Origin of the sequence: Jiangella ureilytica, assembly GCF_004348545.1 — a bacterium.
GTDB lineage: Bacteria > Actinomycetota > Actinomycetes > Jiangellales > Jiangellaceae > Jiangella > Jiangella ureilytica.
This window is the reverse complement of sequence record NZ_SMKL01000023.1, coordinates 1-26,764: the sequence shown is the minus strand read 5'-3', so window position 1 is coordinate 26,764 and position 26,764 is coordinate 1. Positions and strand designations below refer to the sequence as shown.

The 26,764-nt window shown below is 73.0% G+C and carries 21 protein-coding genes; 11 read left to right on the top strand and 10 right to left on the bottom strand.

Annotated elements, in window-relative coordinates; genetic code table 11:
- Positions 1-41: 41 nt before the first annotated feature.
- Positions 42-1,388 (bottom strand): zinc-dependent metalloprotease, encoded by a 1,347-nt coding sequence (locus tag E1212_RS12220; RefSeq protein WP_131982746.1) that lies wholly within the window; start codon positions 1,386-1,388, stop codon positions 42-44.
- 75 nt (positions 1,389-1,463) lie between these two features.
- Between E1212_RS12220 and E1212_RS12215 the strand changes: the two genes are divergently transcribed.
- The 6 genes from E1212_RS12215 to E1212_RS12190 all read left to right on the top strand — a co-directional run bounded on the left by E1212_RS12215 (position 1,464) and on the right by E1212_RS12190 (position 8,427).
- Positions 1,464-2,570 carry an NAD-dependent epimerase/dehydratase family protein gene (locus tag E1212_RS12215; RefSeq protein ID WP_203416789.1) on the top strand — a complete coding sequence of 369 codons (1,107 nt, stop codon included), beginning with the start codon at positions 1,464-1,466 and terminating at the stop codon, positions 2,568-2,570.
- 5 nt (positions 2,571-2,575) lie between these two features.
- On the top strand, positions 2,576-2,998 hold the full coding sequence (locus E1212_RS12210) for a molybdenum cofactor biosynthesis protein MoaE (RefSeq protein WP_131982742.1): 423 nt from the start codon (positions 2,576-2,578) through the stop codon (positions 2,996-2,998).
- 58 nt (positions 2,999-3,056) lie between these two features.
- A complete protein-coding gene (locus E1212_RS12205; protein ID WP_203416788.1) occupies positions 3,057-3,554 on the top strand; it encodes a SigE family RNA polymerase sigma factor in 498 nt (165 codons plus the stop codon).
- 14 nt (positions 3,555-3,568) lie between these two features.
- A complete protein-coding gene (locus E1212_RS12200) occupies positions 3,569-4,861 on the top strand; it encodes a hypothetical protein (RefSeq protein ID WP_131982740.1) in 1,293 nt (430 codons plus the stop codon).
- A gap of 54 nt (positions 4,862-4,915) precedes the next feature.
- On the top strand, positions 4,916-5,968 hold the full coding sequence (locus tag E1212_RS12195) for a YlbL family protein (protein WP_131982738.1): 1,053 nt from the start codon (positions 4,916-4,918) through the stop codon (positions 5,966-5,968).
- Between the two features lie 869 nt (positions 5,969-6,837).
- Positions 6,838-8,427, top strand: coding sequence for a molybdopterin-dependent oxidoreductase (locus E1212_RS12190; protein ID WP_203416787.1), 1,590 nt, complete (start codon positions 6,838-6,840; stop codon positions 8,425-8,427).
- Here the strand turns inward: E1212_RS12190 and E1212_RS12185 are convergent, their stop codons facing one another.
- From E1212_RS12185 to arfA, 6 genes are all read right to left on the bottom strand, one after another.
- Positions 8,428-9,435: a glycoside hydrolase family 43 protein gene (locus tag E1212_RS12185; protein ID WP_131982736.1), complete on the bottom strand. Its 1,008-nt coding sequence runs from the start codon at positions 9,433-9,435 to the stop codon at positions 8,428-8,430. It lies immediately after the preceding gene.
- Complete coding sequence (locus tag E1212_RS12180; protein WP_131982734.1) at positions 9,432-11,708, bottom strand: glycoside hydrolase family 43 protein; 2,277 nt, start codon at positions 11,706-11,708, stop codon at positions 9,432-9,434. Before E1212_RS12180 ends, E1212_RS12185 begins: the two co-directional genes overlap by 4 nt.
- Complete coding sequence (locus tag E1212_RS12175) at positions 11,705-12,511, bottom strand: carbohydrate ABC transporter permease (protein WP_420814369.1); 807 nt, start codon at positions 12,509-12,511, stop codon at positions 11,705-11,707. The genes E1212_RS12180 and E1212_RS12175 overlap by 4 nt, the downstream gene beginning before the upstream one ends.
- Before the next feature lie 95 nt (positions 12,512-12,606).
- Positions 12,607-13,443 carry a carbohydrate ABC transporter permease gene (locus tag E1212_RS12170; protein WP_131982841.1) on the bottom strand — a complete coding sequence of 279 codons (837 nt, stop codon included), beginning with the start codon at positions 13,441-13,443 and terminating at the stop codon, positions 12,607-12,609.
- Between the two features lie 64 nt (positions 13,444-13,507).
- A complete protein-coding gene (locus E1212_RS12165) occupies positions 13,508-14,845 on the bottom strand; it encodes an ABC transporter substrate-binding protein (RefSeq protein WP_162605437.1) in 1,338 nt (445 codons plus the stop codon).
- Between the two features lie 26 nt (positions 14,846-14,871).
- The gene (gene arfA, locus E1212_RS12160) at positions 14,872-16,380 is read right to left on the bottom strand and encodes an arabinosylfuranosidase ArfA (RefSeq protein ID WP_203416784.1); all 1,509 of its coding nucleotides are present in this window, start codon (positions 16,378-16,380) and stop codon (positions 14,872-14,874) included.
- Positions 16,381-16,683: 303 nt separating this feature from the next.
- On the opposite strand from arfA, the gene E1212_RS12155 reads away from it, so the two are divergent.
- Positions 16,684-17,664 (top strand): LacI family DNA-binding transcriptional regulator, encoded by a 981-nt coding sequence (locus tag E1212_RS12155; RefSeq protein WP_238992325.1) that lies wholly within the window; start codon positions 16,684-16,686, stop codon positions 17,662-17,664.
- A gap of 20 nt (positions 17,665-17,684) precedes the next feature.
- Here the strand turns inward: E1212_RS12155 and E1212_RS12150 are convergent, their stop codons facing one another.
- Complete coding sequence (locus E1212_RS12150) at positions 17,685-18,719, bottom strand: PDDEXK family nuclease (protein ID WP_131982724.1); 1,035 nt, start codon at positions 18,717-18,719, stop codon at positions 17,685-17,687.
- A gap of 143 nt (positions 18,720-18,862) precedes the next feature.
- On the bottom strand, positions 18,863-20,449 hold the full coding sequence (locus tag E1212_RS12145) for an amidase family protein (RefSeq protein WP_203416783.1): 1,587 nt from the start codon (positions 20,447-20,449) through the stop codon (positions 18,863-18,865).
- Between the two features lie 149 nt (positions 20,450-20,598).
- On the opposite strand from E1212_RS12145, the gene E1212_RS12140 reads away from it, so the two are divergent.
- Positions 20,599-21,531 (top strand): aldo/keto reductase, encoded by a 933-nt coding sequence (locus tag E1212_RS12140; RefSeq protein ID WP_131982839.1) that lies wholly within the window; start codon positions 20,599-20,601, stop codon positions 21,529-21,531.
- A 6-nt stretch (positions 21,532-21,537) separates the two neighbouring features.
- On the opposite strand, the gene metE is transcribed toward E1212_RS12140, so the two are convergent.
- Entirely contained in the window at positions 21,538-23,814 is a 2,277-nt protein-coding gene (gene metE / locus E1212_RS12135; protein ID WP_131982720.1) for a 5-methyltetrahydropteroyltriglutamate--homocysteine S-methyltransferase, read from the bottom strand.
- 364 nt (positions 23,815-24,178) lie between these two features.
- Here metE and E1212_RS12130 point away from each other — a divergent pair, with 364 nt between their 5' ends.
- Genes E1212_RS12130 through E1212_RS12120 form a run of 3 tightly spaced genes read left to right on the top strand, consistent with a single transcriptional unit; the run spans position 24,179 to position 26,762 of the window.
- Entirely contained in the window at positions 24,179-25,237 is a 1,059-nt protein-coding gene (locus tag E1212_RS12130) for an energy-coupling factor ABC transporter permease (RefSeq protein WP_131982718.1), read from the top strand.
- Positions 25,234-26,001 (top strand): cobalt ECF transporter T component CbiQ, encoded by a 768-nt coding sequence (gene cbiQ / locus E1212_RS12125; RefSeq protein WP_131982716.1) that lies wholly within the window; start codon positions 25,234-25,236, stop codon positions 25,999-26,001. Before E1212_RS12130 ends, cbiQ begins: the two co-directional genes overlap by 4 nt.
- Positions 25,998-26,762 carry an energy-coupling factor ABC transporter ATP-binding protein gene (locus E1212_RS12120; protein ID WP_131982714.1) on the top strand — a complete coding sequence of 255 codons (765 nt, stop codon included), beginning with the start codon at positions 25,998-26,000 and terminating at the stop codon, positions 26,760-26,762. Before cbiQ ends, E1212_RS12120 begins: the two co-directional genes overlap by 4 nt.
- The last annotated feature ends 2 nt before the right edge of the window (positions 26,763-26,764 follow it).

The following is a 26,764-nucleotide window of genomic DNA, read 5'->3' as shown; positions in this document are numbered from 1 at the left end:
AGACCTCCGGCCCCCTCTCATCGCCGGTCTGCCCGGCCCTCCTAGGACGGGCTGCCGCCGTTCTCGTCCTCGGGCGGCGCCGGGGTGTCGTCGAGCCCGGACATGTCCCATTCGTCGAGGATCAGGAAGGCCGCGGGGTCGGCGAGGTCGTCGGCCGACGGCATGAGGTCGGGGTGCGCCCAGACGGCGTCGCGGCCGTCGGCGCCGCGCGCCTCGCGGACCGCGGCCCAGAAGTCGGCCGCCTCGCGCAGCTTGCGCGGCCGCAGCTGCAGCCCGACCAGCGTGGCGAAGGTCTGCTCGGCCGGACCGCCGGACGCGCGGCGGCGGCGGACGGTCTCGCGCAGCGCCGCGGCCGACGGCAGCCGGTCGGCCGTGGCCTGCGTGACGACGTCGTCGACCCAGCCCTCGACGAGGGCCAGCGCCAGCTCGAGGCGGTCGAGTGCGGCCTGCTGCTCGGGAGTGGTGGGCACGTCGAACAGCCCGCCCTCGAGAGCCTCTTGCAGGGCCTCGGGCCGCTGTGGGTCGATCTCGCGCATCTTCTCTTCGATGGCGCTGGTGTCGACGCTGACGTTGCGCGCGTACTCCTCGACCAGCGCGACGATGTGCGCGCGCAGCCACGGCGCGTGGCCGTAGAGCCGGACGTAGGCGGCCTCGCGCAGCGCGAGGTACAAGGTGACGTCGCGGGCCTCGACGCCCAGGCCCTCGCCGAAGGCGCGGACGTTGGCCGGCAGCAGCGCCGGGTGGCCGGCGGCCAGCGGCACGCCGATGTCGGCCGAGCCGACGACCTCGCCGGCCAGCTTGCCGATGCTCTGGCCGACCTGCGCGCCCCACATGGAGACGCCGACCTGCTGCATCATGCCGACCAGCGGGCCCGCGGCCTGCGCGACCTCGGGCGGCAGCGACTTGCTCATGGCCTCGGAGACGCGCGCGGCCAGCGGCTCGACGAGGTCCTTCCAGGCGTCGTGCGTGCCTTCGACCCACTCGGCCCGGCTCCAGGTGCGCGGCGCGCCGCCGGTGGACGGGAACGAGGTGGCGCCGTCGAGCCAGGTGTCGGCGAGGCGGAACGCGTCGTCGACCTCGCGGCGGTCCGTACCGCTGACGGAGCGGTCGCCGGCGGCCGAGACGACCTCGCGCGCGGCCTGGTTGGCGAGGTTCCAGTTCACCGGCCCGCCGGACCACGAGAACATCTGGCCGAGCTGCTGGAACATGGCGCCCAGGTCGGGGCTGCCGCCGGGGCCGCCCGGACCACCCGCGCCGAACATGCCGAAGAGGTTGCCGAACGGGTCGCCCGGACCGCCAGAGCCGCCTCCGGAGCCGGAACCGGACTTCTGGGGCCGGTTCTCGTCCGGGTCGTCCTCGGAACCAAAACCGAAGGGGACATCATTCATGGCAGCGCCTCAGGCAGGATGGGAAGCGTTCGGGAGCGCCTCATGCGTTCCACGGTAGTCGTTGTAGGGGGTTTCGTGGGCAGACGGTCGGGCGGGGTTCGCGCTGGGCGCAACGGCGGCGACGGGCTGGTGATCGCGGTCACCGGCGCGGCGTCCGGTGTGGGCCGGCTGCTGGCCGCACGCCTGGCGGCCAGCGACGACGTCGCCGAGGTGGTGGGCCTCGACGACTCCCGCGGCGACGTCGACGGCGTCACGTGGCGCGTGATGGATCTCACCGATCCCGCCATCGTCACGCGGCTGGCCGGGGTCGACGCCGTCGTGCACACCGCCGTCGACATCGGCATCACCCCGGACCCCGCCGTCCGATCGCACCGCAACGTGCGCGGCACCCAGACCATCCTGACGGCGTCCGCGGCGGCCGGCGTGCGCCACCTCGTCGCCGTCACCAGCGCCATGGTCTACGGCGCCCAGGCCGAGAACCCCGTCCCGCTCGACGAGGACGCCCCGCTGCGGGCCGAGCCCGACGGCTCGATCATCAGCGACCTGCTCGAGATCGAGGACCTCTGCGCGCGGGCGCCGCGTTCGCACCCGGGCATGGCCGTGACGGTGGTCCGCCCGGCCGCCGTCGTCGGACCCGGCGTCGACACCGTCCTCACCCGGCACTTCGAGGCGCCCCGTCTGCTGGTCGTCCGCGGCAGCGAGCCGGCCTGGCAGTTCTGCCACGTCGACGACCTCGCGTCGGCGCTCGAATACGTGGTCCTGCACGACATCGCCGGGCCGCTCGCCGTCGGCAGCGAGGGCCACCTCGACCAGCAGACGGTCGAGGAGCTCTCGGGCCGCAGCCGCATCGAGCTGCCCGCGTCGTTCGCCTTCGGCACCGCGCAGCGGCTGCACCGGCTCGGCGTCACGCCCGCGCCGGCCAGCGAGCTGCACTTCGTCACCCGGCCGTGGGTCGTCGCCGGCGACCGGCTGCGCAAGGCCGGCTGGCAGCCCGCGCACGACAACGCCGGGGCGCTGCGGGCGCTCATGGACGAGGTCGGCGGGCGGCACGCGCTGGCGTCGCGGCGCATCGGCAAGCGCGACGCCGCCACGGCTGCCACCATCGGCGCCGCCGGTGCCACCGTCGCCATCCTGGGAACGGCCGTCGTGGTCCGCAAGGCCCGCCGCCGGAAGCGGAGCTGATCATCGTGGACGTCATCCGGCTGCTCGACGTGCGGCCCGGCCCGCTCTCCGTCGACGAGGTGCTGGCCGCCGTGTCCGACCGTGGCGCCGGCGGCACCGTCGTGTTCATCGGGACGGTCCGCGAGGCCGACGGCGGCCGCGACGTCACGAGTCTCGACTACGAGGCGCACCCCACGGTGGCCGACGTCCTGCGCACGGTCGCCGAGAAGGTCGCCGCCGGCACGCCCCTGCGCGCGCTGGCCGCCGTCCACCGCGTCGGGCACCTCGAGATCGGCGACATCGCCGTCGTCGTCGCGGCCGCCGCCGACCACCGTCAGGAGGCGTTCGCCGCCTGCCGCCGGCTCATCGACGACCTCAAGCGCGAGGTCCCCATCTGGAAGCACCAGCGCTTCGGCGACGGCGGCGAGGAGTGGGTCGGAACTCCCTGAAACGTCCTGGCCTCCTCATAGCGTCTGTCTGGGTGAGGACGACGAACGGAGGCTGGCGGTGGCCGGCAGCGCGGAAGGCTTCATGGAGTTCGCCACGTCGTGCAGCGGCCGGTTGTTCCGGACGGCCTGGCTGCTGACGGGCGACTGGCACCTGGCCGAAGACCTGGTCCAGGAGACGCTGGGCAAGGTGTACCGCGCCTGGACCCGGCGGTCGAGGCCCGACGACCCCGCCGCGTACGCCCGCACGACGCTGGTGCGCACCTTCATCACGCAGCGGCGGCGGCGCGGGTCGAGCGAGCGGCCCACCGACTCGCTGCCCGAGATCGCCGTCCCCGAGACCGACGTCGCGCTGCGGGTCACGCTCATCGAGGCGCTGGCCCGGCTCGACGCGAAGGACCGTGTGGTGCTGGTCCTGCGGTACTGGGAGGACCGCAGCGTCGAGGAGACCGCGGCCGAGCTCGGGCTGTCCGCGGGCGCCGTGCGCTCGCGGTGCTTCCGCGCCCTCAACCGGCTGCGCGCCGTCCTCGGCACCGACGACCTGACCCCCCGACCCTGAACGAGGTGAGCTGAGTGACCATCGAAGAAGAGCTCGAGCTGGCCCTGCGGGCCGAGGCCCTGCGCATCGACCCGCCCGTCGTCGACCTCGTCGAGGGCGGGGTCGAGCGCGGCCTCGCGCTGCAGCGGCGGTTCCGCGCCCGGCTGGCCGTCGGCACGGCCGCGCTGGTCCTGGTCGCCGGCGCGGGCACGGTGCTCGTCGTCCCCTTCCTGGACGGTGACGACGGCGGCAGCGGTCCCGTCGCCGCCGGCGACGACGCGGAGACCGGCACCGACGCCGCCGGCACCGCCGTCGCGGCCCCGCCGCAGGCCGAGCCCGCCGGCGAGATCGACCCGGACGCCGTTGTCGACGCCGTCGTCGCCCTGCTGCCGCCCGGCGAGATCACCGAGGCCGACGCCAGCGACAACGGACCGGACTCGGCCTGGTTCTCCTTCGTCTGGGACGACGGCACCGGCGCCAGCTGGGTGAGCGGCGAGGTGTCCATGGTGGCGTCCGATCCGGGCTGCCCGGTCGTCGTCAACGGCGGCAGCTGCGAGTTCCGCACCCTCGACGACGGCACCACGCTGCAGCTGCAGACCGGGCCGTACTACCCGCAACCCGACCGCGAGCCCGACCGCCGCCAGACCCGCGTCACCGCCGTCGCGCCGACCGGCCTGTCGGTCCACCTCGCGGCGATGAACGCGCCCACCGAGAAGCAGTCCGAGCCGACCCGCGCCGAGCCGCCGTTCTCCGTGGACCAGCTGGCCGCCGTCGTCACCGACGGGGTCTGGGCCGAGCTGACCGCCGGCGTGACGCCGCCTGCGCCGGAGAGCTCCGGCCAGCCGCAGATCCCCGACGAGTCGCGGGCGTTGGCCGACGCGCTCGGCGCCGGCTGGGCCGCAGGCCCGGAGACGACCGCCATTCCGGGGCCCGAGGTCACCACCGGCCTCCCCGAGGGCGTCATCGCGGGAGCGGCGAACCTCATCACCATCGGGTCCGAGCTGAGCGTCGAGCAGCACTGCATCCCGATGGAGGAGAAGGGTCGCATCACCCACCCCTGCACGACGACCATCGGCCCCGGCGGCGTGACCGTGCACGTCCAGCGAGCCACCACGACGCTCGAAGGTCCGTACGCGCAGGGCGGATACGGCGCCGAGCTCCTGGTGATCGCGGGCCCCGAGCATCAGAAGACGCGCGTGGCCATCACCGTCAGCGACACGGCGGAGGACACGACGCCCGAGCGGCGCGAGGCCATGGACGACTGGCTCTCCGCCCAGGTCGAGGCGTTCGCCCGCGCGGCCACGGCCGGGATCCAGGAGGCAGGCTGACCCCGTAAACTCGGCGGTGTCGACGCCCGTACACCGTGAGGACCGCCCACACCGATGACCCGCCGATCCGCGACGCTCGCCGTCGCCGGGGCCCTGATCGTCGCGCTCGTCGCGGTCGCGTCCTTCTTCAACCTGCCCTACGTCGTCTACTCGCCGGGGCCGGTCGAGGACACGCTCGGCGAGTGGAACGGCCAGCAGGTCATCCGCGTCGACGGCGCCGACACGTTCCCCACCGAGGGCGTGCTCGACCTCACGACGGTCGGGGTCACGTCCGCCGACGCCGAGCTGGACCTCCTGACGGCGCTGCGGGCGTGGCTCGACCCCGACCGTGCGGTGGTCCCGCGCGAGCTCGTCTACCCCGAGGGCACCACGGCGGAGCAGTCGCGGCAGCAGAACGCCGCCATGCTGGCCAACTCGCAGCAGAACGCCGAGGTGGCCGCGCTGCGCAAGCTTGGCTACGACGTCCCCGAGAAGGTGGTCGTCGACGCCGTCGTCGAGGGCGCCCCGGCCGACGGCGTCCTCGAGCCCGGCGACGTCGTGGTGTCCGTCGACGGCACCCCGGTCGCCGCGCCCGAAGACGTCGTCGACGCCGTCACCGCGCACGAGCCGGGCGAGACCGTCCAGTTCGTCGTCGACCGCGACGGCGAGCAGCTCACCGAGGACATCACCACCATCGCCGCCGACGACGACGGCCGCGCCCTGGTCGGCTTCCAGCCGACGCCCGGCTTCGACCTCCCGGTCGACATCCAGATCGGCATCGACGATCGCATCGGCGGCCCCAGCGCCGGCATGATCTTCGCCGTCGCCATCTACGACACCCTCACGCCCGGGGCGCTGCTCGACGGCAAGCACATCGCCGGCACCGGCGAGATCACCGCCGACGGCGAGGTCGGCCCCATCGGCGGCATCCAGCAGAAGATCGCCGCCGCCAACCACGACGGCGCGGAACTGTTCCTCGCTCCGGCCAGCAACTGCGACGAGGCGGTCGAGGGCAACAACGGCGACATGCGCGTGGTCCCCGTCGAGACCCTCGACGACGCCGTCACCACCATCGAGTCGTTCGTCGCCGGCGACACCGAGGATCTCGCGAGCTGCCCCGCGTCCTGAGTGGGGTTCTCGGGGTCGTGCGGTCGGGCGGGGTGGCCCCGTCCCCCTGCTGCCCATTCTCTTAGGCCGCGCGGGTGCCCTCGAGTCCGCGCGCTCTGTGCTTGCGCGCCGCCGGGGTCGGGGGGTTGCGTCGGGTTCCCCCGTCCCCCTGCTGCCCATTCTCTTCGGCCGCGCGGGTGCCCTCGAGTTCGCGCGCTCTGTGCTTGCGCGCCGCCGGGGTCGTGGGGTTGGGTGGGGTTCCCCCGTCCCCCTGCTGCCCATTCTCTTAAGCCGCGCGGGTGCCCTCAAGTCCGCGCGCTCTGTGCTTGCGCGCCGTCTGGGTCGGGGCGCTTGGACTTGACCGCACCCGCGCGGCCTAAGAACGGGCAGCTATCAGGGGGACGGGGGGAGTCTGGCGACGGGCACGGGGTCCTGGCGGCCTGCTGGTGTCCACGTGGTGGGATTTGGCGCGTTTCGCGGGGCCGTCACGAGGTTCTCTGCCGCTTCACCAGGCATGCATGCCTCGTGATGTGGCAGAACGCCTGGTGATGTAGCGGATCGCCGATGATCATCGCGGTGCACAGTCCGGCGAACCGGGACGAAACGGGCACGCGAACCGGTGAGGCGTGCCCAGGGTCTCCCCGTCCCCCTGATAGCTGCCCGTTCTTAGGCCGCGGGTGCACGGGTCAAGCGGTCCTCTCCGCCGCGAAGCGGCCGTCGGTCCGCTTGAGGCGTGTGCACGCGGCTAAGAGAATGGGCAGCAAGGGGGACGGGGAGCCCACCTCAAACCCCGGCCAACTCAGCAGACCCGGCGAACCCCGATTCTGAATTTTCGCTGACGATCATGGCGGGCGGTGGGCGGAACCGGCGCCCGGGAGGATGATCGGAGGGTGACCGATTCCGTGACGGCCGCGCCGCCGGCCGGCTCGCCCGAGGCGAAGCGCCGGCCGTGGTGGCCGCCGGCGCTGGCCGGGGTGCTCGCGCTGGGCCTGGGGCTGGCCGCCGCCGAGGTGGTGGCCGGTGCGCTGGGCCGGGCCGAGACGCCGGTGGTGGCGGTCGGAGAGGAGTTCATCGACCTCACGCCCGCCTGGCTGAAGGATTTCGCGATCGAGACGTTCGGCATCCACGACAAGACGGTGCTGCTGATCGGCATGGGCGTGGTGCTGACGGTGCTCGGCGGGCTGATCGGCCTGCTGACGGCCCGGCGCAAGGGCCTGGGGATGCTGGCCGCCACGGCGCTGCTGGTCGTCGCCGGGTTCGCGGTCAACAGCCGGCCCGACACCACCATGGCCGGCCTCGTCCCCACGGTCGCGGCCGGCATCGTCGCGCTGCCGACGCTGAGCTGGCTCGTCGGCAAGGCCACGGGGCCGACCACGCCGCAACCGCAGCTGACGCCGTCACCCCCGCCGGCGCCGACGAGACGGTCGTTCCTCACGGCCGCGGGCATCACCGCGGGCCTCGCCGTCATCGGCGCCGGGCTCGGGCAGGTGCTCGGCGCGCGGCGGGCGGGGGTCGAGACGTCGCGCGACCAGCTCGAAGCGACCATCGACCTGCCCCGGGCCACGCCGCCCGACGGGGCCGACCTCCTCGTCGACGGCGCCAACCCGTGGCGGACACCCAACCAGAACTTCTACCGCATCGACACCGCGCTCTCCGAGCCGCTGATCCGGGCCGAGGACTGGACGCTGCGCGTCCACGGCATGGTCGAGAACGAGATCGAGCTCGACTACGACCGGCTCGTCGGCATGGGCCTCGAGAGCCGCTGGCTGACGCTGAACTGCGTGTCCAACGAGGTCGGCGGCCACCTCATCGGCAACGCGCTGTGGACCGGCATCCCGATCGCCGACGTCCTCGCGCTCGCGAAGCCGAGCAGCGACGCAGACGCCGTCCGGTCCACCTCGCACGACGGCTGGACCGCCGGCACCCCGCTCGACGTGCTCACCGACGGCCGCGACGCGCTGTTCGCCGTCGGGATGAACGGCCAGCCGCTGCCGGTCGCGCACGGGTTCCCGGTCCGCATGATCGTCCCGGGCCTCTACGGCTACGTCAGCGCCACCAAGTGGGTCGTCGAGCTCGAGGTGAGCCGGTTCGACGACTTCGAGGCGTACTGGACCAGCCGCGGCTGGGCCGAGCGGGGACCGGTCAAGGTCGCCTCGCGCATCGACGTCCCGAGCAGCCGCGCGCACGTGGGCGCGGGCTCCGTTCCCGTCGCCGGGGTCGCCTGGGCGCAGCACCGCGGCATCCAGGGCGTCGAGGTGCGGGTCGACGACGGCGACTGGAACGCCGCGCGGCTGGCCACGGTCCCGAGCGCCGACACCTGGCGGCAGTGGGTGTGGCAGTGGGACGCCGAGCCGGGCGAGCACCGGCTGACCGTCCGCGCCACCACCGCCGACGGCGAGGTGCAGACGTCCGAAGAGGCGCCGCCGGTCCCCGACGGCGCCTCCGGCTGGCACACCATCGACGTCACGGTCGACGGCTGATCAGGGCACCACGTCCACCGAGGCCCGCGGGCCGTCCAGCACGGGGACGCCGCCGGACCAGGTGACCTCGGTGAGCCACATCGTCCGCCCGGGCAGGGCCGAGCCGACCGACTCCGGCGGCCAGGCGTGGTGGACCATCCAGGTGCGGCCGTCCTTCTCGACCAGCACGCAGTGCCCCGGCCCGGCCGCGTCGTCGCTCGACACCAGGATCGGCTCGTCGGCAGGCTTGTGACACGGCCCCAGCGGCCCGTCACAGACGGCGTACCCGACGGCGTACGCGGCGGTGTCGTACGCGTTCGCCGAGTAGAACAGGTAGTACGTCCCGTCACGCAGCCACAGGAACGGCGCCTCGACCAGGTTCCCCTCCCAGGGCTGGTCCTGCTTCATCAGCCGCACCGGCTCTCCCACGAGCGACAGCCCGTCCGGCGCCAGCGGCTGGGCGTACAGCCAGGTGTCGACGCCGATCGCGTTGCCGTCGTTCTTCCACAGCAGGTAGCGGGTGCCGTCGGCGTCGGTGAACGGGCTCGCGTCGATGGAGCCGCCCTCGTCGGCCTGGCAGATCAGCGGCTCCGCGGACTCGTCGACGAACGGCCCGGCCGGCGACGACGCCACCGCCACCCCCACGCACTGCCGGCCCGACGCCGTGCCGAGCGCCGTGTAGTACAGGACGTATCGGTCCGGCGCGTGCACCGCGATCTCCGGCGCCCAGGTCCGTCCACCGGTGACCCACGGCGCCAGCACCGGCATCGCGTCGCCGGCCGGCTCCCAGGTCACGAGGTCGGACGAGGTCATCGCCGGCACGTTCCCCAGCCGCGAGTTCGTCGCGTAGGCGTAATAGCCGCCGTCGGCCTCGATGACGGCGGGATCGGGGAAGTCGCGGTCGACGACGGGGTTCGTGAAGCCCACGGTGCTGGTCTCCTCCTCGGCAGGATCGGGGTCGGACGGGGCCGAGCCCGCGCAAGCTCCCAGGAGAAGCAGCGCCAGCCCGGCCCCCGCCAAATACTTCATCGAGCCTCGTACAGGCGGAACCAGTCGAACGTCGCGACGGTGGCGGGCGTGGCGCCGCCGCCGGCGTACAGGCCGATCGTCGGCGTCGTGTCCGCCGGAAGGGTCCACGTGGCCCCCCACCGCCACGTCTCGCCGTCGCGCGACGACGCCGACCGGTACCGGTGCTCGCCGGTCTCCGGGTCCAGCGTGTGCGCGATCCGCAGCCACATCGTCTCGGCCACCGGCCCGCCGAGGTGGGCGCCCCAGCGCAGCGCGCCGTTCTCGTCGAGCTCCTTGCCGAACTCGACCTGGCGGGTGCCCCAGATGGCGACGTCGCCGAGTCGCAGCAGGTCGTCGTCGTCGACCCGGACGATCATCCCGGCCTGCTGGTAGTTGCGGATCGTCCCGGTGCCGAGGTCGAGGTGCAGCTTCGTCTCGGCGATCCAGTCGCCCGGCGGCGGCGTGCGCAGCAGCAGCGGCCCGGTGTTGCCGGCGCCGACGACGTCGACCGACTCCAGCGGCCAGCGCAGCACGCCGTCGCCGACGGTCACCGACGGCGACGGCCGCACCCATTCCCAGCCGTCCCCGGGCGCCGCGCCGTCGAACGACTCGTCGACCAGCACGTCGCCGGTCTCCGGCTCGGCCACCCGCTCCGTCACCGGCTCGTGCGCCTCGACGACGGTGAGGTTGTCGACCTGCGCCGGGCCGCCGGACGTGGCGAGCACGACGGGGCGCGACCTGGCCGCGCCGCGGGGCAGGTCGAGGGCGACCTCGGCATCGGCGTCGCCGAGCCGGCTCTCCGCCAGCCGGGCGACCACGCGACCGTCGCGCACCTCGACGGAGAGCGCCGTCCACTCGTCGCCGCCGTACCGCGACGGCAGGGGAGCGGTGTCGCTCTCGACCCGGCGGCCCTGCGTCGACGTGACGGTCAGCGTCCGCTCTGCGGCGTCGACGGTGACGGTGACGCCGTTGCGCCCGGACCGCGCCACGCCCACCGAGAAGGCGCCGGACACCCGGACGTCGGCCTCGACCCGCACGTCCTTCGGCGCCTTCTCGCGAGTCCGCGCCTCGCCGCCGGCCGGCACCAGGCCGACCGCGCCGCCGTCGCCCACGGAGTCCGTGCCCGCCGACCAGTCGCCGAGAAGCGCGTCGTTCGACGCGGGCGCGCCACTCACGATCCCCAGCGACGACGCCGTCACCGGCGCCGGCTGCGGGGTGTCGGACGGTCCCGCCCCGGCTCGCGCGACCGGCCAGCCGTCGATCCAGTCCAGCCGGTCGATCAGCGTCGGTCGCTCGTTGATGCCGCCGGGCGCGTCCAGCCAGGCGTCGTCGCGGTCGATGGCGTGGTAGACGATGTGGTCCTGCCCGGCCACGTCGGTCACGATCGTGTGGTGGCCGACGCCGATCCAGCGGTTGCCGTTCTGCGCCAGCACCTGGGTGCCGCCGACGCGCGAGTCCAGCAACGAGACGCCCTCGTGGTCGGTGAACGGGCCGAGCGGGCTTCGCGACCGGCCGGCGTAGACGCTGTACCCGGTGACCGGTCCGGCGCAGCAGTTCGCCGACGACGCCGTCAGGTAGTACCAGCCGTCCCGCTCGACGACGAACGAGCCCTCGTACCGGTCGCCGACCGTGACCTGTGTGGGCGACCCGACGGCGCGCAGCCCGGACTCGTCCAGCTCCGTCACCCACAGGCCGCCGTGGAAGCCGCCGAAGTACAGGTAGCGCTTCCCGTCCGACGCCGACAGCAGCGCCGGGTCGATGGTGTTGAAGTACCCGCCGTCGCCGGTCGGCCGCGGCGCGACCACCGGTCCGCCGGTGTCGGTCCACGGGCCGGCCGGAGTCGGCGCCGTCGCGGCCCCGATCGCGAAGTTCCACGGGCCGGGCTCGGCGACGGTGTCGGTGACCGTGTAGTACATGACGTACCGGCCGTCGACGTAGCGGATGTCCGGCGCCCAGTAGAACGACGACGACGTCGTCCAGGCCGGCCGGTCGGCCTCGTCGAACACCGTTCCCAGGTACTCCCAGTCGACGAAGTCGCGGGACCGGGCGATGTGCATGAGCCCGAACTCGCTCGGCGCCTCGTGCAATGGGTCGCTGGTCGCGTACAGGTACCACCAGCCGTCCTTGCCGCGGATGACGGCCGGATCGGCGTAGGTGTCGGAGAACGAGCCGGAGATCGGGTTCTGGGTGACGGCGGTGCCGGGGTCGGCGTCGGGCGCCGCTGTGGCCATCGGAGCCGCGCCGGGCAGCGCAAGCAGGGCCGCGAGCAGGAGGCGTCGGAGCAAGGCGATCATCCCTTCAGTCCGCTGCGCGACACGCCCTCGATGACGTAGCGCTGCGTGAACAGGAACAGGATCAGGACGGGGACGCTGGCGACGAACGCGCCGGCCATGATGACGGGGTAGTCGGTCGTGTACGCGCCCTGCAGTAGCCGCAGCCCGGCCGGCAGTGTGAGCCGTTCCGGGCTGAACAGCACGTAGATCGGCCAGATGAAGTCGTTCCAGTTCGACAGGAACGACAGCACCGCGAGCGTGGCCAGCGCCGGCTTCGAGTTCGGCAGCACGACGCGGGTGAAGACCTGCCACTGGTTGGCGCCGTCGATCAGCGCCGCCTCCTCCAGCTCACCGGGGAGCATGGCGAAGAACTGGCGCAGGAAGAACACGCCGAACGCGCCGGCCGCGCCCGGGACGGCCAGCGCCCAGACGGTGTCCAGCCAGCCCAGCCGGTCGATGATCAGGTAGTTCGGGATCAGGAACACGAACCCGGGCACGAACAGCGTCGACACGATGACGACGAACAGCACGCCGCGGCCGCGGAAGTGCAGCCGGGCCAGCGCGTACGCCGCCGTCGAGGCGACCGCCAGCACGAGCACCATGTGCAGCGTCGCCGCCAGCAGGCTGTTGAGGAACCAGCGCAGCACCGGGTAGGCCCCGTCCAGCCGCAGCAGCCCCTCATAGGCCTCGAAGGTCGGCGACGACGGCAGCAGTGTCGGCGGGACGGCGGTCGCCTCGGGGTTGGTCTTGATCGACGTGAGGAACATCCAGACGATCGGCCCGACGAAGATCACCGTCAGGACCAGCAGGAACAGCCAGAACATGCCCTGCCGGGCGAGGCCGCGGGGCGCCCCGCGCGAGCCGGGCGCCGTCGTCGCCCGGTCGTCCTCGCTGGACCGGGACGGACGGGTCAGGAGCGTCATCGCGGCCTCCTCTCGCGCATGGCCAGCACCTGGACGATCGAGACGATGCCCAGGAAGATCGCGAGCAGGTACGACATCGCCGCGGCGCTGCCCATCCGGAACGACTCCAGGCCCTCGGCGAGCATGACGATGAGCGCCGTCCGGGTGGAGTCGCCAGGTCCGCCGTTGGTCACCAGCAGCGCCTGACCGAACATGTTCGCCGAGGCCAGAATCGTGATCGTCACGACGAACAGGTGCACCATCCGCAGCCCGGGCAGGGTCACGTTCCGGAACACCTGCCAGGCCGACGCGCCGTCGACCTTCGCCGCGTCGTACAGCTCGGACGGGATGTCCTGCAGGCCGGCGAGATAGATGATCGTGTTGAAGCCGAGCGTCCACCACACCGTCATCGCGACCAGGCTGATCCAGGCCCACGGCTGCGCGGTGATCCACGGCGTCGTGGTGCCGAGCAGCCCGTTCACGATGCCGATGTTCGGGTCGAGCATGAACCGGAACAGCAGGCCGATGACGGCGACACCCAACACGTACGGCATGAAGAAGATCGCCCGGAACACCGTCCGGCCGGGGAACCGCCGGTTCAGCAGCACCGCCAGCCCGAGCGGAATCGTGACCAGGAACGGCACGCTCGCGACGGTGAAGATCGCCGTCGCCCGCATGCCGTTCCAGAACTCCTGGAACACGGCCGAGGTCGAGTCGAACAGGTTCAGGTAGTTGTCGAGCCCGACGAACGGCCGGCTGGCGAGCATGAAGTCCCAGTCGTGCAGGCTCATCCAGAGCCCGAGTGCCGCCGGGGCCAGCACGAACGTCACGAAGATCACCAGGAACGGCGCCATGAACGCGTACGGCGTCCACGGCGCGTGCCGCCTGATGCGAGTGGGAGCGGAGGTCGCCACGGCGCTACCCGTCGTACCGCTCGCGGTTCTCTTCCAGCTTCTTCGACGCCCGCTCGGCCGCCTCCGAAAGCGCGGCGGCCGGCTCCTTGGTGAGCAGGATCGCCTCGTTGAGCGCCTGGTCGAAGTCGGCGAACGCCTCGCTGATCCCCGGCACCGACGGCGGGAAGTGCAGGTAGTCGACCTGCTGGGCGAGCGCGGCCTGCTCCGGCAGCGCCTCGAACTCGGCGGACTCGCGGACCTCGTTGCGGGCCGGCACCTGGCCGCCCTCGGCCCACGCGATGGACTGCTGGCTGACCCAGTTGATGAACGCCCGCGACGCCGCGAGCTTGTTCTCGTCGGCAGAGCGCTGGCGCATGACGACGAAGTTGTGCGAGCCCGCCCACGCGGCCTCGGTGCCGCCGATGTTCGGCAGCGGCGCGACGCCCCACTGCAGGTCGGGGATCTCCTTGAGCGTGTTGATGTTCCAGATGCCGTTCCAGTTGAACGCGGCCTGGCCGTTCTGCAGCGCGATCGCGTCGGCGTCCTGACCGACGTCCTTCGGGCTCCAGCCGGTGTTGATCGCATCGACCATCCAGGTCAGCGCCTGCACGCCGGGGTCCTCCGCCCAGGTGACCTCGGTGCCGTCCTCGTTGAACAGGTCGCCGCCGAACTGCCAGATCAGCGACTGCAGCGTCATGCTGCCGGTGAACGGGTGCGGCGACATCCAGTGCCCCTGGATCCCGGCGGACGCCAGCGCCTCGAGCGCGGACTCGTAGGACTGCCGGTCCACGGGCGGGTTGTCGGGATCGAGCCCGGCCGACTCCATGACGGTCTTGTTGTAGAAGAACCCGAGCGGGTGCATGTCCAGCGGGATGCCGTAGCGCTGCCCGTCGTACTCGCCGGCGCTCCAGACGGCTTCGGCGAAGTCGCCCTCCTCGAGCTCCAGGGCCGAGGCGACGTCGTCGAGCGGGACGATGACGTTGCGGGCGGCGTTCGTCGGCAGCGAGTCGATGTGCATGATGCCGACGTCGGGCCCGTTGCCGGACTGCACCGCCGTCGGGACCTTCGCGTAGTAGTCGGCCCACTCCATCACCGTCATCGTCACCGCGATGTTCGGGTTCTCGGAGTTGAACGTGTCGACCAGCTCCTGCATGAACGGGCCGTCGCCGCCGGTGAAGCCGTTCCAGAACGCCAGCTCGACGTTCGGCCCGTCGTAGCCGCCGACGCCGCCGTCGCCCTCCGCGGGCTGGGCGCCGGGGGACTGCGAGCCGCCGCCGCAGGCGGAGAGGACGGCACCGGCGCCGATCATGCCGGTCGCGGTGAGGAAGCGTCTTCTGGACAGGGGGTGTCGTGTGGGGGTCACAGCTGCTCCTTTGCAGACGCGCCGGGTCAGGCGCCCAGCCGGATGAGGTGCCAGGACGACGGCGGCAGGGTCGCGGTGAGCGTCTGGTCGCCGTCGACGACGGTGCCGGTGACCGGACGCGGGACGACCCGGTCCGGGTGCTCGGCGGTGTTGGTGGCGGACGGGTCGGCGTCGGCGATCGTGAGGTGCTCGAGCAGCCGGCGCTCGCCGAACGCGCGCAGGGGGACGGTGAGACGGGCCGGTTCCGTGCGGCTCCGGTTCGCGGCGAGCAGGGTGAGCGCCCCGGTCTCCGGGTCCTGGACGGCGGTCACCCGGGTGGCGGGGACGTCGCCGAACCGCTGGGTGCCCACGGCGGGGGTGCGGACGGCCGTGCGCAACACCGTCCCGCGGGCGTGCCGGGCGGTGAGCGCGAACGGGTGGAAGATCGTCTGCCGCCAGGCCGGCCCGCCGGGCCGGGTCAGGATCGGGCCGATCACGTTGACCAGCTGCGCCTGGCAGGCGATCGCCACCCGGTCGCAGTGGTCCAGCAGTGCCATCAGCAGGTCGCCGACGACGACCGCGTCGGTGACGTCGTACACGTCCTCGATGAGGGCGCCGTTCTCCGTCGTCTCGAGCTGCTCCTGCCCGGCGAACCGGTTCTGGTACCAGACGTTCCACTCGTCGAAGGAGATGGTCAGCTTCTTGTCGCTGCGCCGGACCGCGCCGACGTGGTCGGCGGTGGCGGCGATCGCCGTGATCATCCGGCGCATGTCCTCCGACGAGGCCAGGAAGCTGTCGACGTCGCCGCCGGCCGGCTCGTAGTAGGCATGCAGCGAGACGTGGTCGACCAGGTCGTAGGTGTGCTCGAGGACGACCCGCTCCCAGGTGCCGAACGTCGGCATGCCGCTGTTGGAGCTGCCGCAGACGACGAGCTCGACGTCCGGGTCGGCGCGGCGCATGGCCCGCGCCGTCTCCGCCGCGAGCCGGCCGTACTCGTCGGCCGTCTTGTGCCCGACCTGCCACGGGCCGTCCATCTCGTTGCCCAGGCACCAGGTGCGGATCGCGTGCGGGTCCTTGTGTCCGTTGGCCACGCGCCGGTCGGCGGTGCTGGTGGTGCCGGGCGCGAAGTTCGCGTACTCGAGCAGGTCGACGGCGGCGTCCACGCCCCGGGTGCCGAGGTTGACGGCCATGATCGGGTCGATGCCGACGCCGCGGGCCCAGCGGCAGAACTCGTCGACGCCGACGGTGTTCGGCTCGAACGAGCGCCAGGCCAGGTCCAGCCGGCGCGGGCGGTCCGCGACCGGGCCGACGCCGTCCTCCCAGCGGTAGCCGGAGACGAAGTTGCCGCCCGGGTAGCGGACGACGGTGGCGCCCAGCTCGCGGACCAGGTCGGCGACGTCTCCGCGGAAGCCGAACTCGTCGGCGGTGGGGTGGTCGGGCTCGAAGATGCCGCCGTAGACGCATCGGCCCATGTGCTCGACGAACGTGCCGAAGAGCCGCGGATCGACGGTGCCCACGGTGAACGCCGGATCCAGTCCGACCTCGACGTCGTACAAGGGGTTCCTCCGCTCGCCGTGACATTGCGATGAGTCGGCTGCGCGATACCGCGTCGACGCCATCGGAGAGGCCTTCGGCCTCCCTCGGCGCCGATCTCGCGCGGCCTCCTCGGGAATTTACAACGGATAACCGGATGACTGTGCGGACTGTTTTACAACGGATAACCTGGTTTGGGAAGAGGCGATGGCGACTGGTCCGGTCCGGCGAAAACCGGTCGGCCGGACGCGCGTGCGGTGCCTAGACTCGGATGGACGTCGTCGGGGCGGACGGGAGGGCAGCTGGTGGGCACGCGGTTGAAGGACGTGGCAGACCTCGCCGGCGTCTCGTTCAAGACCGTCTCGAACGTCATCAACAACCACCCGAACGTCACGGAGAAGACCCGCCAGAAGGTGCTGCGGGCCGTCGCCGAGCTGCGCTACCGGCCGAACGTCTCCGCGCGCAGCCTGCGGCACGGGCGGTCCGGGTTCCTGGCCATCGCGCTGCCGGAGCTGACGTCGCCGTACTTCGCCGCGCTCGCCTCGCAGATCGGCGCCGTCGCCAAGCAGCAGAGTCTCACGGTGCTGATCGAAGAGACCTTCGGCGAGGCCGAGCGCGAGCGGCTGGCGCTGGAGTCCCTCGACACCCAGCTCATCGACGGCGTGGTGTTCAGCCCCATGGCCATGACGGCCGACGACGTCGCCGCGCACCCGGGATCGACGCCCATGGTGCTGCTCGGCGAGCGCGGCCACCCCGCGGGCTTCGACCACATCGCCGTCGACAACGTCCGCGCCGCCCGCGAAGTGACGGAGCACCTCGTCGGCCTGGGCCGGCGGCACATCGCCGCGGTCGGCGCCGAGTCCGGCTCCGGCACCGGCGGGCTGCGCGCCCGCGGCTACCGGGCCGCCCTGCGGGCCGCGGGGCTGCCGGTCGAGCGCCGCCTCGTCGTCTCCGACGTCGACTTCGACCGCGAAAGCGGCGCCCGCGCCATGACCGCCCTGCTCGACGGCGGCCGCCCGGTCGACGCCGTGTTCTGCTTCAACGACCTCATGGCGCTCGGGGCGCTGCGAGTGCTGCGCGAGCGCGGCCTGCGCGTTCCCGACGACGTCGCCGTCGCCGGCTTCGACGACATCGAGGACGGCCGCTACTCGACGCCGTCGCTCACCACCGTCGCCCCTGACCTGCCGTTCCTCGCCGAAGAAGCGGTCCGCCTGGTGGTCCGCCGGCTGGCCGACCCCGGAGCGAAGGCCGAGCGCATCGAGGTCCCGTTCACGCTGCGCATTCGTGAGAGCACCGCCGGCCGCTAGTCGGGAGGGAGTTCTCCTTGCTATAGCGAGGAAAACCCCCTCCCGGCAGCGACATACGCGGCCTCCAATTGCGTCAGTACGCCGGCTGAGTCTGCTCGTAACCTCGCCGGCGAAACCGGCAGCACCACCCAGCCGAGCATGGCCAGCCTCGCGCGCCGGTGCTCGGTCCGCTCCGGCGCGTCGCCGAAGCCGTGGAACGACCGCGAGTCGACCTCGACGATCAGCCGTCGCTCCGGCCAGCAGGCGTCCGGGACGATGCCGCGGACGCCCGGAAGGGGCCGGTTCCAGAGCGGCTCCGGCAGGATCCGGCTGCGGCGCACCAGGTCACGCAGCTCGCACTCCGGAGCCGACCGGCAACCCGCCTCGATGTCCGCCATCGCCACTCGCACCAGTGCCGATCCTCGCTTCCGCGCGGCCAGCGCCTCGGCGCGCAGCTCGGTGAGTGTCGCCTTGCGCCGCTGCACGGCCTCGCACATCAGTGCTCGGATGTTGCGCAAGGCCGCCCGCGGCAGCGCCGGCGTCCACTCGGGCGGTTGCGGCCGTGGCAGCACGATCGCATCGACGACGGCGCGCGCTGGGGGAACCCTCGGGATCATCCTGGGCCGGGCGGCGGGGGCGAGCGGGTCGAGGACCAGCTCGGCCGGCGACGGCCCCCCGCTCGGACCGCGATCGATCCAGAACTGCGCCCGCGGCGGGCGCGATGTCTGGTGGACTCGGACGAAGCCGGTGCTCGACCGGTCCACCTCGCGCGCGACCAGCAGGTCGACGACGTCGCCGGTAGGCGGGCCGTACGTCAGTCCGGACATCCAGCACGCCCATGCGCCCGTGACGAGCGCGCCGTCGCCGACGCGCAGGCAGGCGGCCCGCAGCCGGTGCAGCGGTGAGAGCGGGCCGGTGAACGTCGCGTAGACACCACGCAGGACCGGCTGCCATGGGCCGCCGGGGCGCAACGCGTGATCGATCGCCGCCGGCGTCAGCCCGGCCGCGAGCGCCTGAGCACGGGTGATGAGTCCGTCCTGCACCTGGGCGAGATGCCGGACACGCACGTGGGACATGAGCCACAGCCTGCGATCCGCGGAACCGGAGCGCCACCCCCGTCAGGCGATTTGTGGACAACCTCGCCGCCGGGCCGGTCGTCAGGAGGGAGTTTTCCTTGCCATAGCGAGGAGAACTCCCTCCTGACGCGAGCTGGGAGCCGTCAGCGCAGCGGCGGGGTGCTGGCCGGTGGCGTGCGGTGCTGGGTGGCCTGCTCGTAGTCGTAGCCGAGGCCGAGCAGGGCCGGCTCGCTGAACGGCAGGCCGAGCAGCTCCACGCCCACGGGCATGCCGTCGGGGGTGAAGCCGGCCGGGACGGTCAGAGCCGGGAAGCCGGTGTTGGCCGACAGCGAGCAGTTGCTGCCCGGCTGCGACAGCCCGATGAGCGCGGCCTGCTGGCGGATGGTCGGGTACACCAGGGCGTCGAGGTCGTTCGCCTCCAGCAGCGCCCGCAGCAGCGTCTGTGCCTCGGCCCGCCGTTCGAGCCGCTGGTGGTAGGCCTCCTGCGGCCCGGTCGACACGCCCTGGCGGTTCCGCAGCGAGGACAGCACCGTCGGCGTGACCTTGCCCGACGTGATGATGTCGTCCATGGTGACCGCGTCGAAGGGCGGCTCGAGCACGGCCAGCGACCGGGGGAACGTCGAGCCGGGCGCGGCGAGGTAGAGGTTGAGGTCGCGCTCGAACTCGTCGTTGATGACGCCCGACGCGCCGACGGCGGACATCAGGGCGGCCTGCGTCGGCAGCTCCACCACCGAGGCGCCCTGGGCCGCCATGTCGTCGACGGCGGCACGGATCAGCGCCGTCGTGGGCTGCTCGGCGGCGGAGGTCCCGAGATAGTCGGTGAGCACGCCGATCCGCGCGCCGGCGAGCGCGTCGTCGTCGAGCGACGGCAGGTACGACGCCGGCACCCGTCCCACCGAGGCCGCCGTCGACGGGTCGTCGGGGTCGTAGCCCGCAGTCGCGTCGAGGACCAGCGCGACGTCGGTGACGGACTTGGCGATCGGCCCGCCCACGTCCTGGGTGTAGGACATCGGGGCGATGCCGTCGCGGCTGGACAGCCCGTGCGTCGGCCGCAGCCCGACCAGGCTGTTGTGCGCCGCCGGGATCCTGATCGAGCCGCAGGTGTCCGAGCCCATGCCGACGGCGCCGAACCCGGCCGCGATGCCCGCGCCGGTGCCGCCGCTGGAGCCGCCGGGGTTGCGGGTCTGGTCGTACGGGTTGCGGGTCTGCCCGCCGAGCGAGCTGATGCTCGTGATGCCCGATGCGTACTCGTGCAGGTTGGTCTTCGCGACGATGATCGCACCGGCCGCGCGCAGCCGCGCGACCTGCTCGGCGTCGTCGGCGGTGTGCCAGCGCTCCAGCACCAGCGACCCGTTCGACGTCGGCAGGTCGAAGGTGTCGTAGTTGTCCTTGACGAGGATCGGGATGCCGTGCAGCGGGCCGCGCACCTGGCCGCGGCGGCGCTCGTTGTCGAGGCGAGCGGCCGCGGCGACGGCGCGCGGGTCCTCGACGATGACGGCGTTCACGCCCGGCTGGTCCGCGTACGCCTCCTCGTACGCGTCGATGCGCGCCTGGTACGCCTTCACCAGCTGCACCGACGTCACCTCGCCGGTCGCCAGCAGCTCACGCAGCGCGTTCGCGTCCAGGTCGACGACCCACTCGGCCAGCTCCGCGTCCGGCGGCCGCGGCGAAGCGGCGCCGGCAGGTGTCGCCGTCGTCGCCAGGAGGGCGCCGGCCAGCAGGGCCGCCACCGTTCGTGCTCGTCGGTTCCGCCACCGTGCCACGTGGTCTCCTCGTCTCGGTCGGCCCCCCGCGCAGAGCACGCTCGCGGATGATCGTTCCGGGGCTGTTTCGTCCGTGTGACAAGGGTGGATATGTGATACTTCGAGACGTGACCGACATGAGCTACCGCCAGTTGGGCGCGTCCGGCCTCACCGTCTCCGTCGTCGGCGTCGGGTGCAACGCCTTCGGGCGCCGCATCGACGCCGCCGCCGCTGCCGCCGTCGTGCACGCCGCCCTCGACCACGGCGTCACGCTGTTCGACACCGCCGACACGTACGGGCTGGGCGAGAGCGAGCGGATGCTCGGCGCCGCGCTCGGCAGCCGCCGCGACGACGTCATCGTCGCGACGAAGTTCGGCAGCGACATGCAGGGTGCCAACGGGCCCGACTGGGGTGTACGCGGGTCGCGGCGCTACATCCGGCGCGCGGTCGAGTCGAGCCTGCGCCGGCTCGGCACCGACTGGATCGACCTCTACCAGCTGCACGTCCCGGACCAGCGCACGCCGCTGGAGGAGACGCTGGCGGCGCTGGACGAGCTGGTCGGCGCGGGCCTGGTCCGCTACGTCGGCTCGTCGAACTTCGCCGCCTGGCAGGTGACGGAGGCCGCCTGGATCGCGCGGACCGAGGGCCTGTCGCCGTTCATCAGCGCGCAGAACAAGTACTCGCTCTACGACCGCGCCGCCGAGGCCGAGCTGGTCCCGGCCGCCGAGAGCGCCGGCGTCGGCATCCTGCCGTACGCGCCGCTGGCGTGGGGCCTGCTCACCGGCAAGTACCGCCGCGACCAGGCCGCGCCCGACGGGTCGCGGCTCGCCGACCCCGGGCAGGCGAAGCGGCTCCACGGCGCCGACTTCGACCGCATCGAGGCGCTGGAGCGGTTCGCCGCCGACCGCGGCGTGGGCATCCTCGACGTCGCGATCGGCGGGCTGGCCGCCCAGCCCGCCGTTGGCTCCGTCATCGCCGGCGCGGTCTCGCCGGAGCAGGTGGCCGCGAACGTCGCCGCCGGCTCGTGGGAGCCGACGGCGGACGACCTCGCGGCCCTCGACGCGATCTGAGGCGCCTCAGGGCCGCCGGACCCGCCAGGCCGCCTCGACCAGGGCGGCCAGCGCGGGCTCGACCTGCTCGTAGGTCCGGGTCTTGAGCCCGCAGTCCGGGTTCACCCAGAGCCGCTCGCCCGGGATGACGGCCAGCGCGCGCCGCAGCAGCGCCTCGACCTCGTCGGCCGACGGGACTCGCGGCGAGTGGATGTCGTACACGCCGGGGCCGATGCCGCGGGCGAACCCGGAGGCGGCGACGTCGGGCACGATCTCCATACGCGAGCGGGCCGCCTCGATGCTGGTGACGTCGGCGTCCAGCCCGTCGATCGCCGCGACCACGTCGCCGAACTCGGAGTAGCAGAGGTGCGTGTGCACCTGCGTCGTGTCGGCCACACCGGCCGTGGCCAGCCGGAACGCACCCACCGACCAATCGAGATACGCCGGGCGATCGACCGAACGCAGCGGCAGCAGCTCGCGCAGCGCCGGCTCGTCGACCTGCACGATCGCGATGCCGGCCGCCTCGAGGTCGACGGTCTCGTCGCGGATCGCCAGCGCGACCTGCCGGGCGGTGTCGCCGAGCGGCTGGTCGTCGCGGACGAACGACCACGCGAGGATCGTGACCGGCCCCGTGAGCATGCCCTTCACCGGCCGCTCGGTCAGGGACTGCGCGTACGTGGCCCACTCGACGGTGATCGGCGCCGGCCGCGACACGTCGCCGTACAGGATCGGCGGGCGCACGCAGCGCGACCCGTACGACTGCACCCAGCCGTGCTCGGTGGTGACGAAGCCGTTCAGGTGCTCGGCGAAGTACTGCACCATGTCGTTGCGCTCCGGCTCGCCGTGCACGAGGACGTCGAGGCCGAGCTTCTCCTGCAGCCGGATCACCCGCTCGATCTCGCTGCGCATGCGGGCGGTGTACTCGGCGCGGTCCAGCCGGCCGGTCCGGACCGCGGCCCGCGCGCGGCGGATGTCGCCGGTCTGGGGGAACGAGCCGATGGTCGTGGTCGGCAGCGGTGGCAGCCCCAGCCGGACGCGCTGGGCCTCGGCGCGCTCGGCGAACGGTGTGCGCCGGGCGTCCGCCGCGGTGAGTCCCGCGAGACGGGACCTGACGCCGTCGTCGATCACGTCGGGAGCGCTCGCGCGGCCGGTGAGCGCCGTCCGTGCCTCCGCGAACGACGGCGTCGGCTCACCGCCGCGCAGGGCGGCCGCGAGCGCCACGACCTCGGCGACCTTCTGGTCGGCGAACGCCAGCCAGGACCTCAGCCGCGGGTCCAGCGACGTCTCGGCATCCAGGTCATAGGGGACGTGCAGCAACGAGCACGAGGTCCCGACGGCGACGGCGCCGGCTCGCGGTTCGAGGGCACGCAGCGTCGCCAGCGCGGCGTCGAGGTCGGTGCGCCAGACGTTGCGGCCGTCGACGACGCCGGCGACGACGGTCTTCGTGTCCAGTCCCGGCACGCCGCCGGGCGGCAGCGAGCCCGCGACCAGGTCGAGCCCGATCGCCTCGACCGGCGACGACGCCAGTACCGGCAGCGCATCGCCCAGCGGGCCGAAGTACGACGTCACCAGGATCGACGGCCGCTCCGGCAGCGCGCCGAGCCGCGCGTAGACCCGGCCCAGCGCCTCCAGCTCGGCCGGCGTCCGGTCGGCCACGTAGGCCGGCTCGTCCAGCTGCACCCACGCCACGCCCTCGGCGGCGAGCGTCGTCAGCAGCAGGGCGTAGACGGCGACGAGGTCGTCCAGCCGCTCGATCGGCGCGAAGCCGTGCGGGGCGCCGTCGGCCGGCTTCGACAGCAGCAGCAGGCTGGCCGGCCCGAGCAGCACCGGCCGCGTCTCGATGCCGAGCGCGAGGGCCTCGCGGTACTCCGACACCGGCTTCGTGGGGTCGAGGTGGAAGCGGGTCGCCGGGCCGATCTCCGGAACGAGGTAGTGGTAGTTGGTGTCGAACCACTTCGTCATCTCCAGCGGCGCGGCGCCGGACGTGCCGCGGGCCATGGCGAAGTAGGTGCCGAGGCCGTCCAGCCCCAGCGCGCTGAACCGTGGCGGCACGGCGCCGGCCGCGACGACGGCGTCGAGCACCTGGTCGTACAGCGAGAACGTGTTCGACGGGACGGAGTCGAGGCCCAGCTCGGTGAGCCGGCGCCAGGTGCGTTGCCGTTCGGCGCGGGCGGCGGCGTCGAGTTCGTCGCGGCCGGACGCGCCGGACCAGTAGGACTCGAGCGCGCGCTTGAGCTCGCGGCCGGGGCCGATGCGCGGGTAACCGGGGACGGTGGCCCCGATGGATGGGGTGCTGCTGGTCATGGTGACGGTGTTCTCCTCGCGAGCGCGGACAGGCGTTCGTCGGGGGCCGGCCACCCCGGTCGACGTCAACCGCGCCGGGGGCCTCTTGCGTCGGCCGGCTCGTACCCATCAGGTACCCGCCGGCCGAACCACCAGTGCCTGTGATCGTAGGCGCCCCGCGGGGGACCGCAAGATGACATCCCGTGATACGGACGGTTACGTCTCAGGATCCGGGAACGAACGGCCCCAATCGTCCTCTTGCGATACGTGCGACTTTGTCGCATCATGCAGAGGACGGTCGTCGTTCGCGCCTGTCGCAGCGGTTCAGATACAGAATCACCGTCCTTGGTCGGACATTTCACTCCCGTTCACGAGGAGGACACCCATGCACGTGCCCGACGGGTTCCTGAACGCTCCCACCTCGGTCGCGACCGGCGCCGTGGCGGCCGCCGGGGTCGCCATCGCGCTGCGCAAGGCGCAGGGCGAGCTCGACGAGCGGACCGCTCCGCTGGCCGGCCTCACCGCGGCGTTCGTGTTCGCCGTGCAGATGCTGAACTTCCCGGTGGGCGTCGGCACCAGCGGACATCTCATGGGTGGCGCCCTCGCGGCCGTGCTGGTCGGCCCGTGGACGGCAGTGCTCTGTCTCTCGGTGGTGTTGCTGGTCCAAGGGCTGTTGTTCGCCGACGGCGGGCTGACGGCGCTGGGTACCAACATCTCACTCATCGGCATCACGACGGTGGTCGTCGGCTGGGTCGTCACCCGCGCGGTCCTGGCGGTGCTGCCGAAGCGGCCGGCGTCGGTGGTGCCGGCGTCGGCGGTGGGCGCGCTGATCTCGGTGCCGGTGGCGGCGCTGGTCTTCGTGCTGCTGTTCGCGTTCGGCGGCGAGGCGTCGCTGTCGCTCGGCGCGCTGACGGCGAGCATGCTCGGCTGGCACACCCTCATCGGCATCGGCGAGGCGGTCATCACGGGGCTGACGGTGAGCGCCGTCGTCGCTGTCCGGCCCGACCTCGTCCACGCCGCCCGCGGCCTGCGCCCGGCCCTGCAGCTCAAGCAGGCCGACGGCACGCTGGCACCGGCACCGGCCCCGGAGCCCGAGCCGGTGGGCGCCGCGTCGCGCGGCAGTGTGAAGCCGCTGCTCATCGGCGGTGGCGTGGTCGCGCTGGCGCTGGCCGGCATCGTGAGCTTCTTCGCCAGCAGCAACCCCGACGGCCTCGAGTACGTCGCCGAGGGCGAGGGCTTCCTCGACCGCGCCCGCGACCACGCGTTCGGCGACTTCGCCCTGGCCGACTACGGCGAGGTCGGCGGCATCCCGGTCGGTGTGGCCGGCATCCTCGGCGTCGCGGTCGTCGTGGCCGTGGGCGTGGTGCTGTTCCGCCTGGTCGCCGGGAAGTCGCGGCCGGCGGGCGCGGCGGCGGGGTCGCGGCAGGAGAACGCCGTCCGGTGAGCGGCGGACACGGGCACGGGCACTCCCTGTACCGGGTGGGCGACTCCCCGGTGCACCGGCTGCCCGCGCACGTCAAGGTGCTCGCGCTGCTGGCGTTCGTGCTGGTGGTCGTCGCGACGCCGCGGGAGCAGTACTGGGCCTTCGGGGTCTACGCGCTGCTGCTGGCCGGCGTGGCCGGGGTGGCCGCGGTGCCGGCCGGGGTCATCGTCAGGCGGATGGTCGTCGAGGTCCCGTTCGTGGTGTTCGCGCTGCTGATGCCGATCGTGTCGCAGGGGCCGCGGGTCGACGTCCTGGGCCTGTCGCTCAGCGAGCACGGCCTGCTGACCGGCTGGAACATCCTGGCCAAGGGCACGCTCGGCGTCGTCGCGTCGATCCTGCTGGCGGCGACGACGTCGGAGCGGGGCCTGCTGCTGGGGCTGCAGAAGCTGCGGGTGCCGGACCGGCTGGTTGAGATCGCGTCGTTCATGATCCGCTACGCCGACGTCGTCGCCGCCGACATGCGGCGCATGCGCATCGCCCGCGAGTCCCGCGGGTTCGAGGCCCGGCACCTGGGGCACGTCCGGGTGGTCGCGCAGGGCGCCGGTGCGCTGTTCGTGCGGTCGTACGAGCGGGGGGAGCGGGTGCACCTGGCCATGCTGTCGCGTGGCTACGCTGGCGCCATGCCGCTGACCTCCGTCGCCGCCGCCACGCGCACCGACTGGCTCCGCGCCGCCGCCCTGCCGCTGGCCGCCGCCGTCGTCGCCCTGACGGCGGTGCTCGCATGACCCCGGGCGAGGTCTCGCTCGAGGTCGACGGGCTGGCGTTCGCCTACGCCGACGGCCACCAGGCGTTGTTCGGCGTCGACGTCACCATCGTGCGCGGCGAGCGGGTCGCGCTGCTCGGCCCCAACGGCGCCGGCAAGACCACGCTGGTGCTGCACCTCAACGGCATCCTGACCGGCGGGGCCGGGACCGTGCGGGTGGGCGGTCTCGAGGTCCGCGCCGGCGACCGGGAGGTCCTGCGGGAGGTGCGCCGCCGGGTCGGCATCGTCTTCCAGGACCCCGACGACCAGCTCTTCATGCCGACGGTGCGCGACGACGTCGCCTTCGGCCCGGCGAACCTCGGCCTGCGCGGCCCGGAGTTGGACGCCCGCGTCGACGAGGCACTGGCGCTGGTCGGCATGTCCGATGTCGCCGAGCGGCCGCCGCACCACCTCTCGTTCGGGCAGCGCCGCCGGGTCGCCGTCGCGACGGTGCTGGCCATGCGGCCGGAGATCCTGGTGCTCGACGAGCCGACGAGCAACCTCGACCCCGCCAGCCGCCGCGAGCTCCACGAGATCCTCGACTCCCTCCCCGTGACGCAGCTCGTGGTCACGCACGACCTCCCGTTCGCGCTGCAGCTGTGCTCGCGTTCGATCGTGCTGTCGGGTGGGACGGTGGTCGCCGACGGCCCGACGGCGGACGTCCTGGCCGACGAGGCGCTGCTCGCGGCGCACCGGCTGGAGCTCCCGTACGGATTCGACCCCCGCTCGGTCGCCCCCCGCTGACC

Bases quoted from the DNA above. Each gene is read 5' to 3' on its own strand.
- E1212_RS12175 (WP_420814369.1), bottom strand. From the start codon at position 12,511: ATGTTCTGGCTGTTCCTGCTGGTCCTGACGGTGATCTTCGTCGGGCCG.
- E1212_RS12195 (WP_131982738.1), top strand. From the start codon at position 4,916: ATGACCCGCCGATCCGCGACGCTCGCCGTCGCCGGGGCCCTGATCGTC.
- E1212_RS12150 (WP_131982724.1), bottom strand. From the start codon at position 18,719: ATGTCCCACGTGCGTGTCCGGCATCTCGCCCAGGTGCAGGACGGACTC.
- metE (WP_131982720.1), bottom strand. From the start codon at position 23,814: ATGACCAGCAGCACCCCATCCATCGGGGCCACCGTCCCCGGTTACCCG.
- E1212_RS12185 (WP_131982736.1), bottom strand. From the start codon at position 9,435: ATGAAGTATTTGGCGGGGGCCGGGCTGGCGCTGCTTCTCCTGGGAGCT.
- E1212_RS12120 (WP_131982714.1), top strand. From the start codon at position 25,998: ATGACCCCGGGCGAGGTCTCGCTCGAGGTCGACGGGCTGGCGTTCGCC.
- E1212_RS12220 (WP_131982746.1), bottom strand. From the start codon at position 1,388: ATGAATGATGTCCCCTTCGGTTTTGGTTCCGAGGACGACCCGGACGAG.
- E1212_RS12130 (WP_131982718.1), top strand. From the start codon at position 24,179: ATGCACGTGCCCGACGGGTTCCTGAACGCTCCCACCTCGGTCGCGACC.
- E1212_RS12140 (WP_131982839.1), top strand. From the start codon at position 20,599: ATGAGCTACCGCCAGTTGGGCGCGTCCGGCCTCACCGTCTCCGTCGTC.
- E1212_RS12170 (WP_131982841.1), bottom strand. From the start codon at position 13,443: ATGGCGCCGTTCCTGGTGATCTTCGTGACGTTCGTGCTGGCCCCGGCG.
- E1212_RS12180 (WP_131982734.1), bottom strand. From the start codon at position 11,708: ATGATCGCCTTGCTCCGACGCCTCCTGCTCGCGGCCCTGCTTGCGCTG.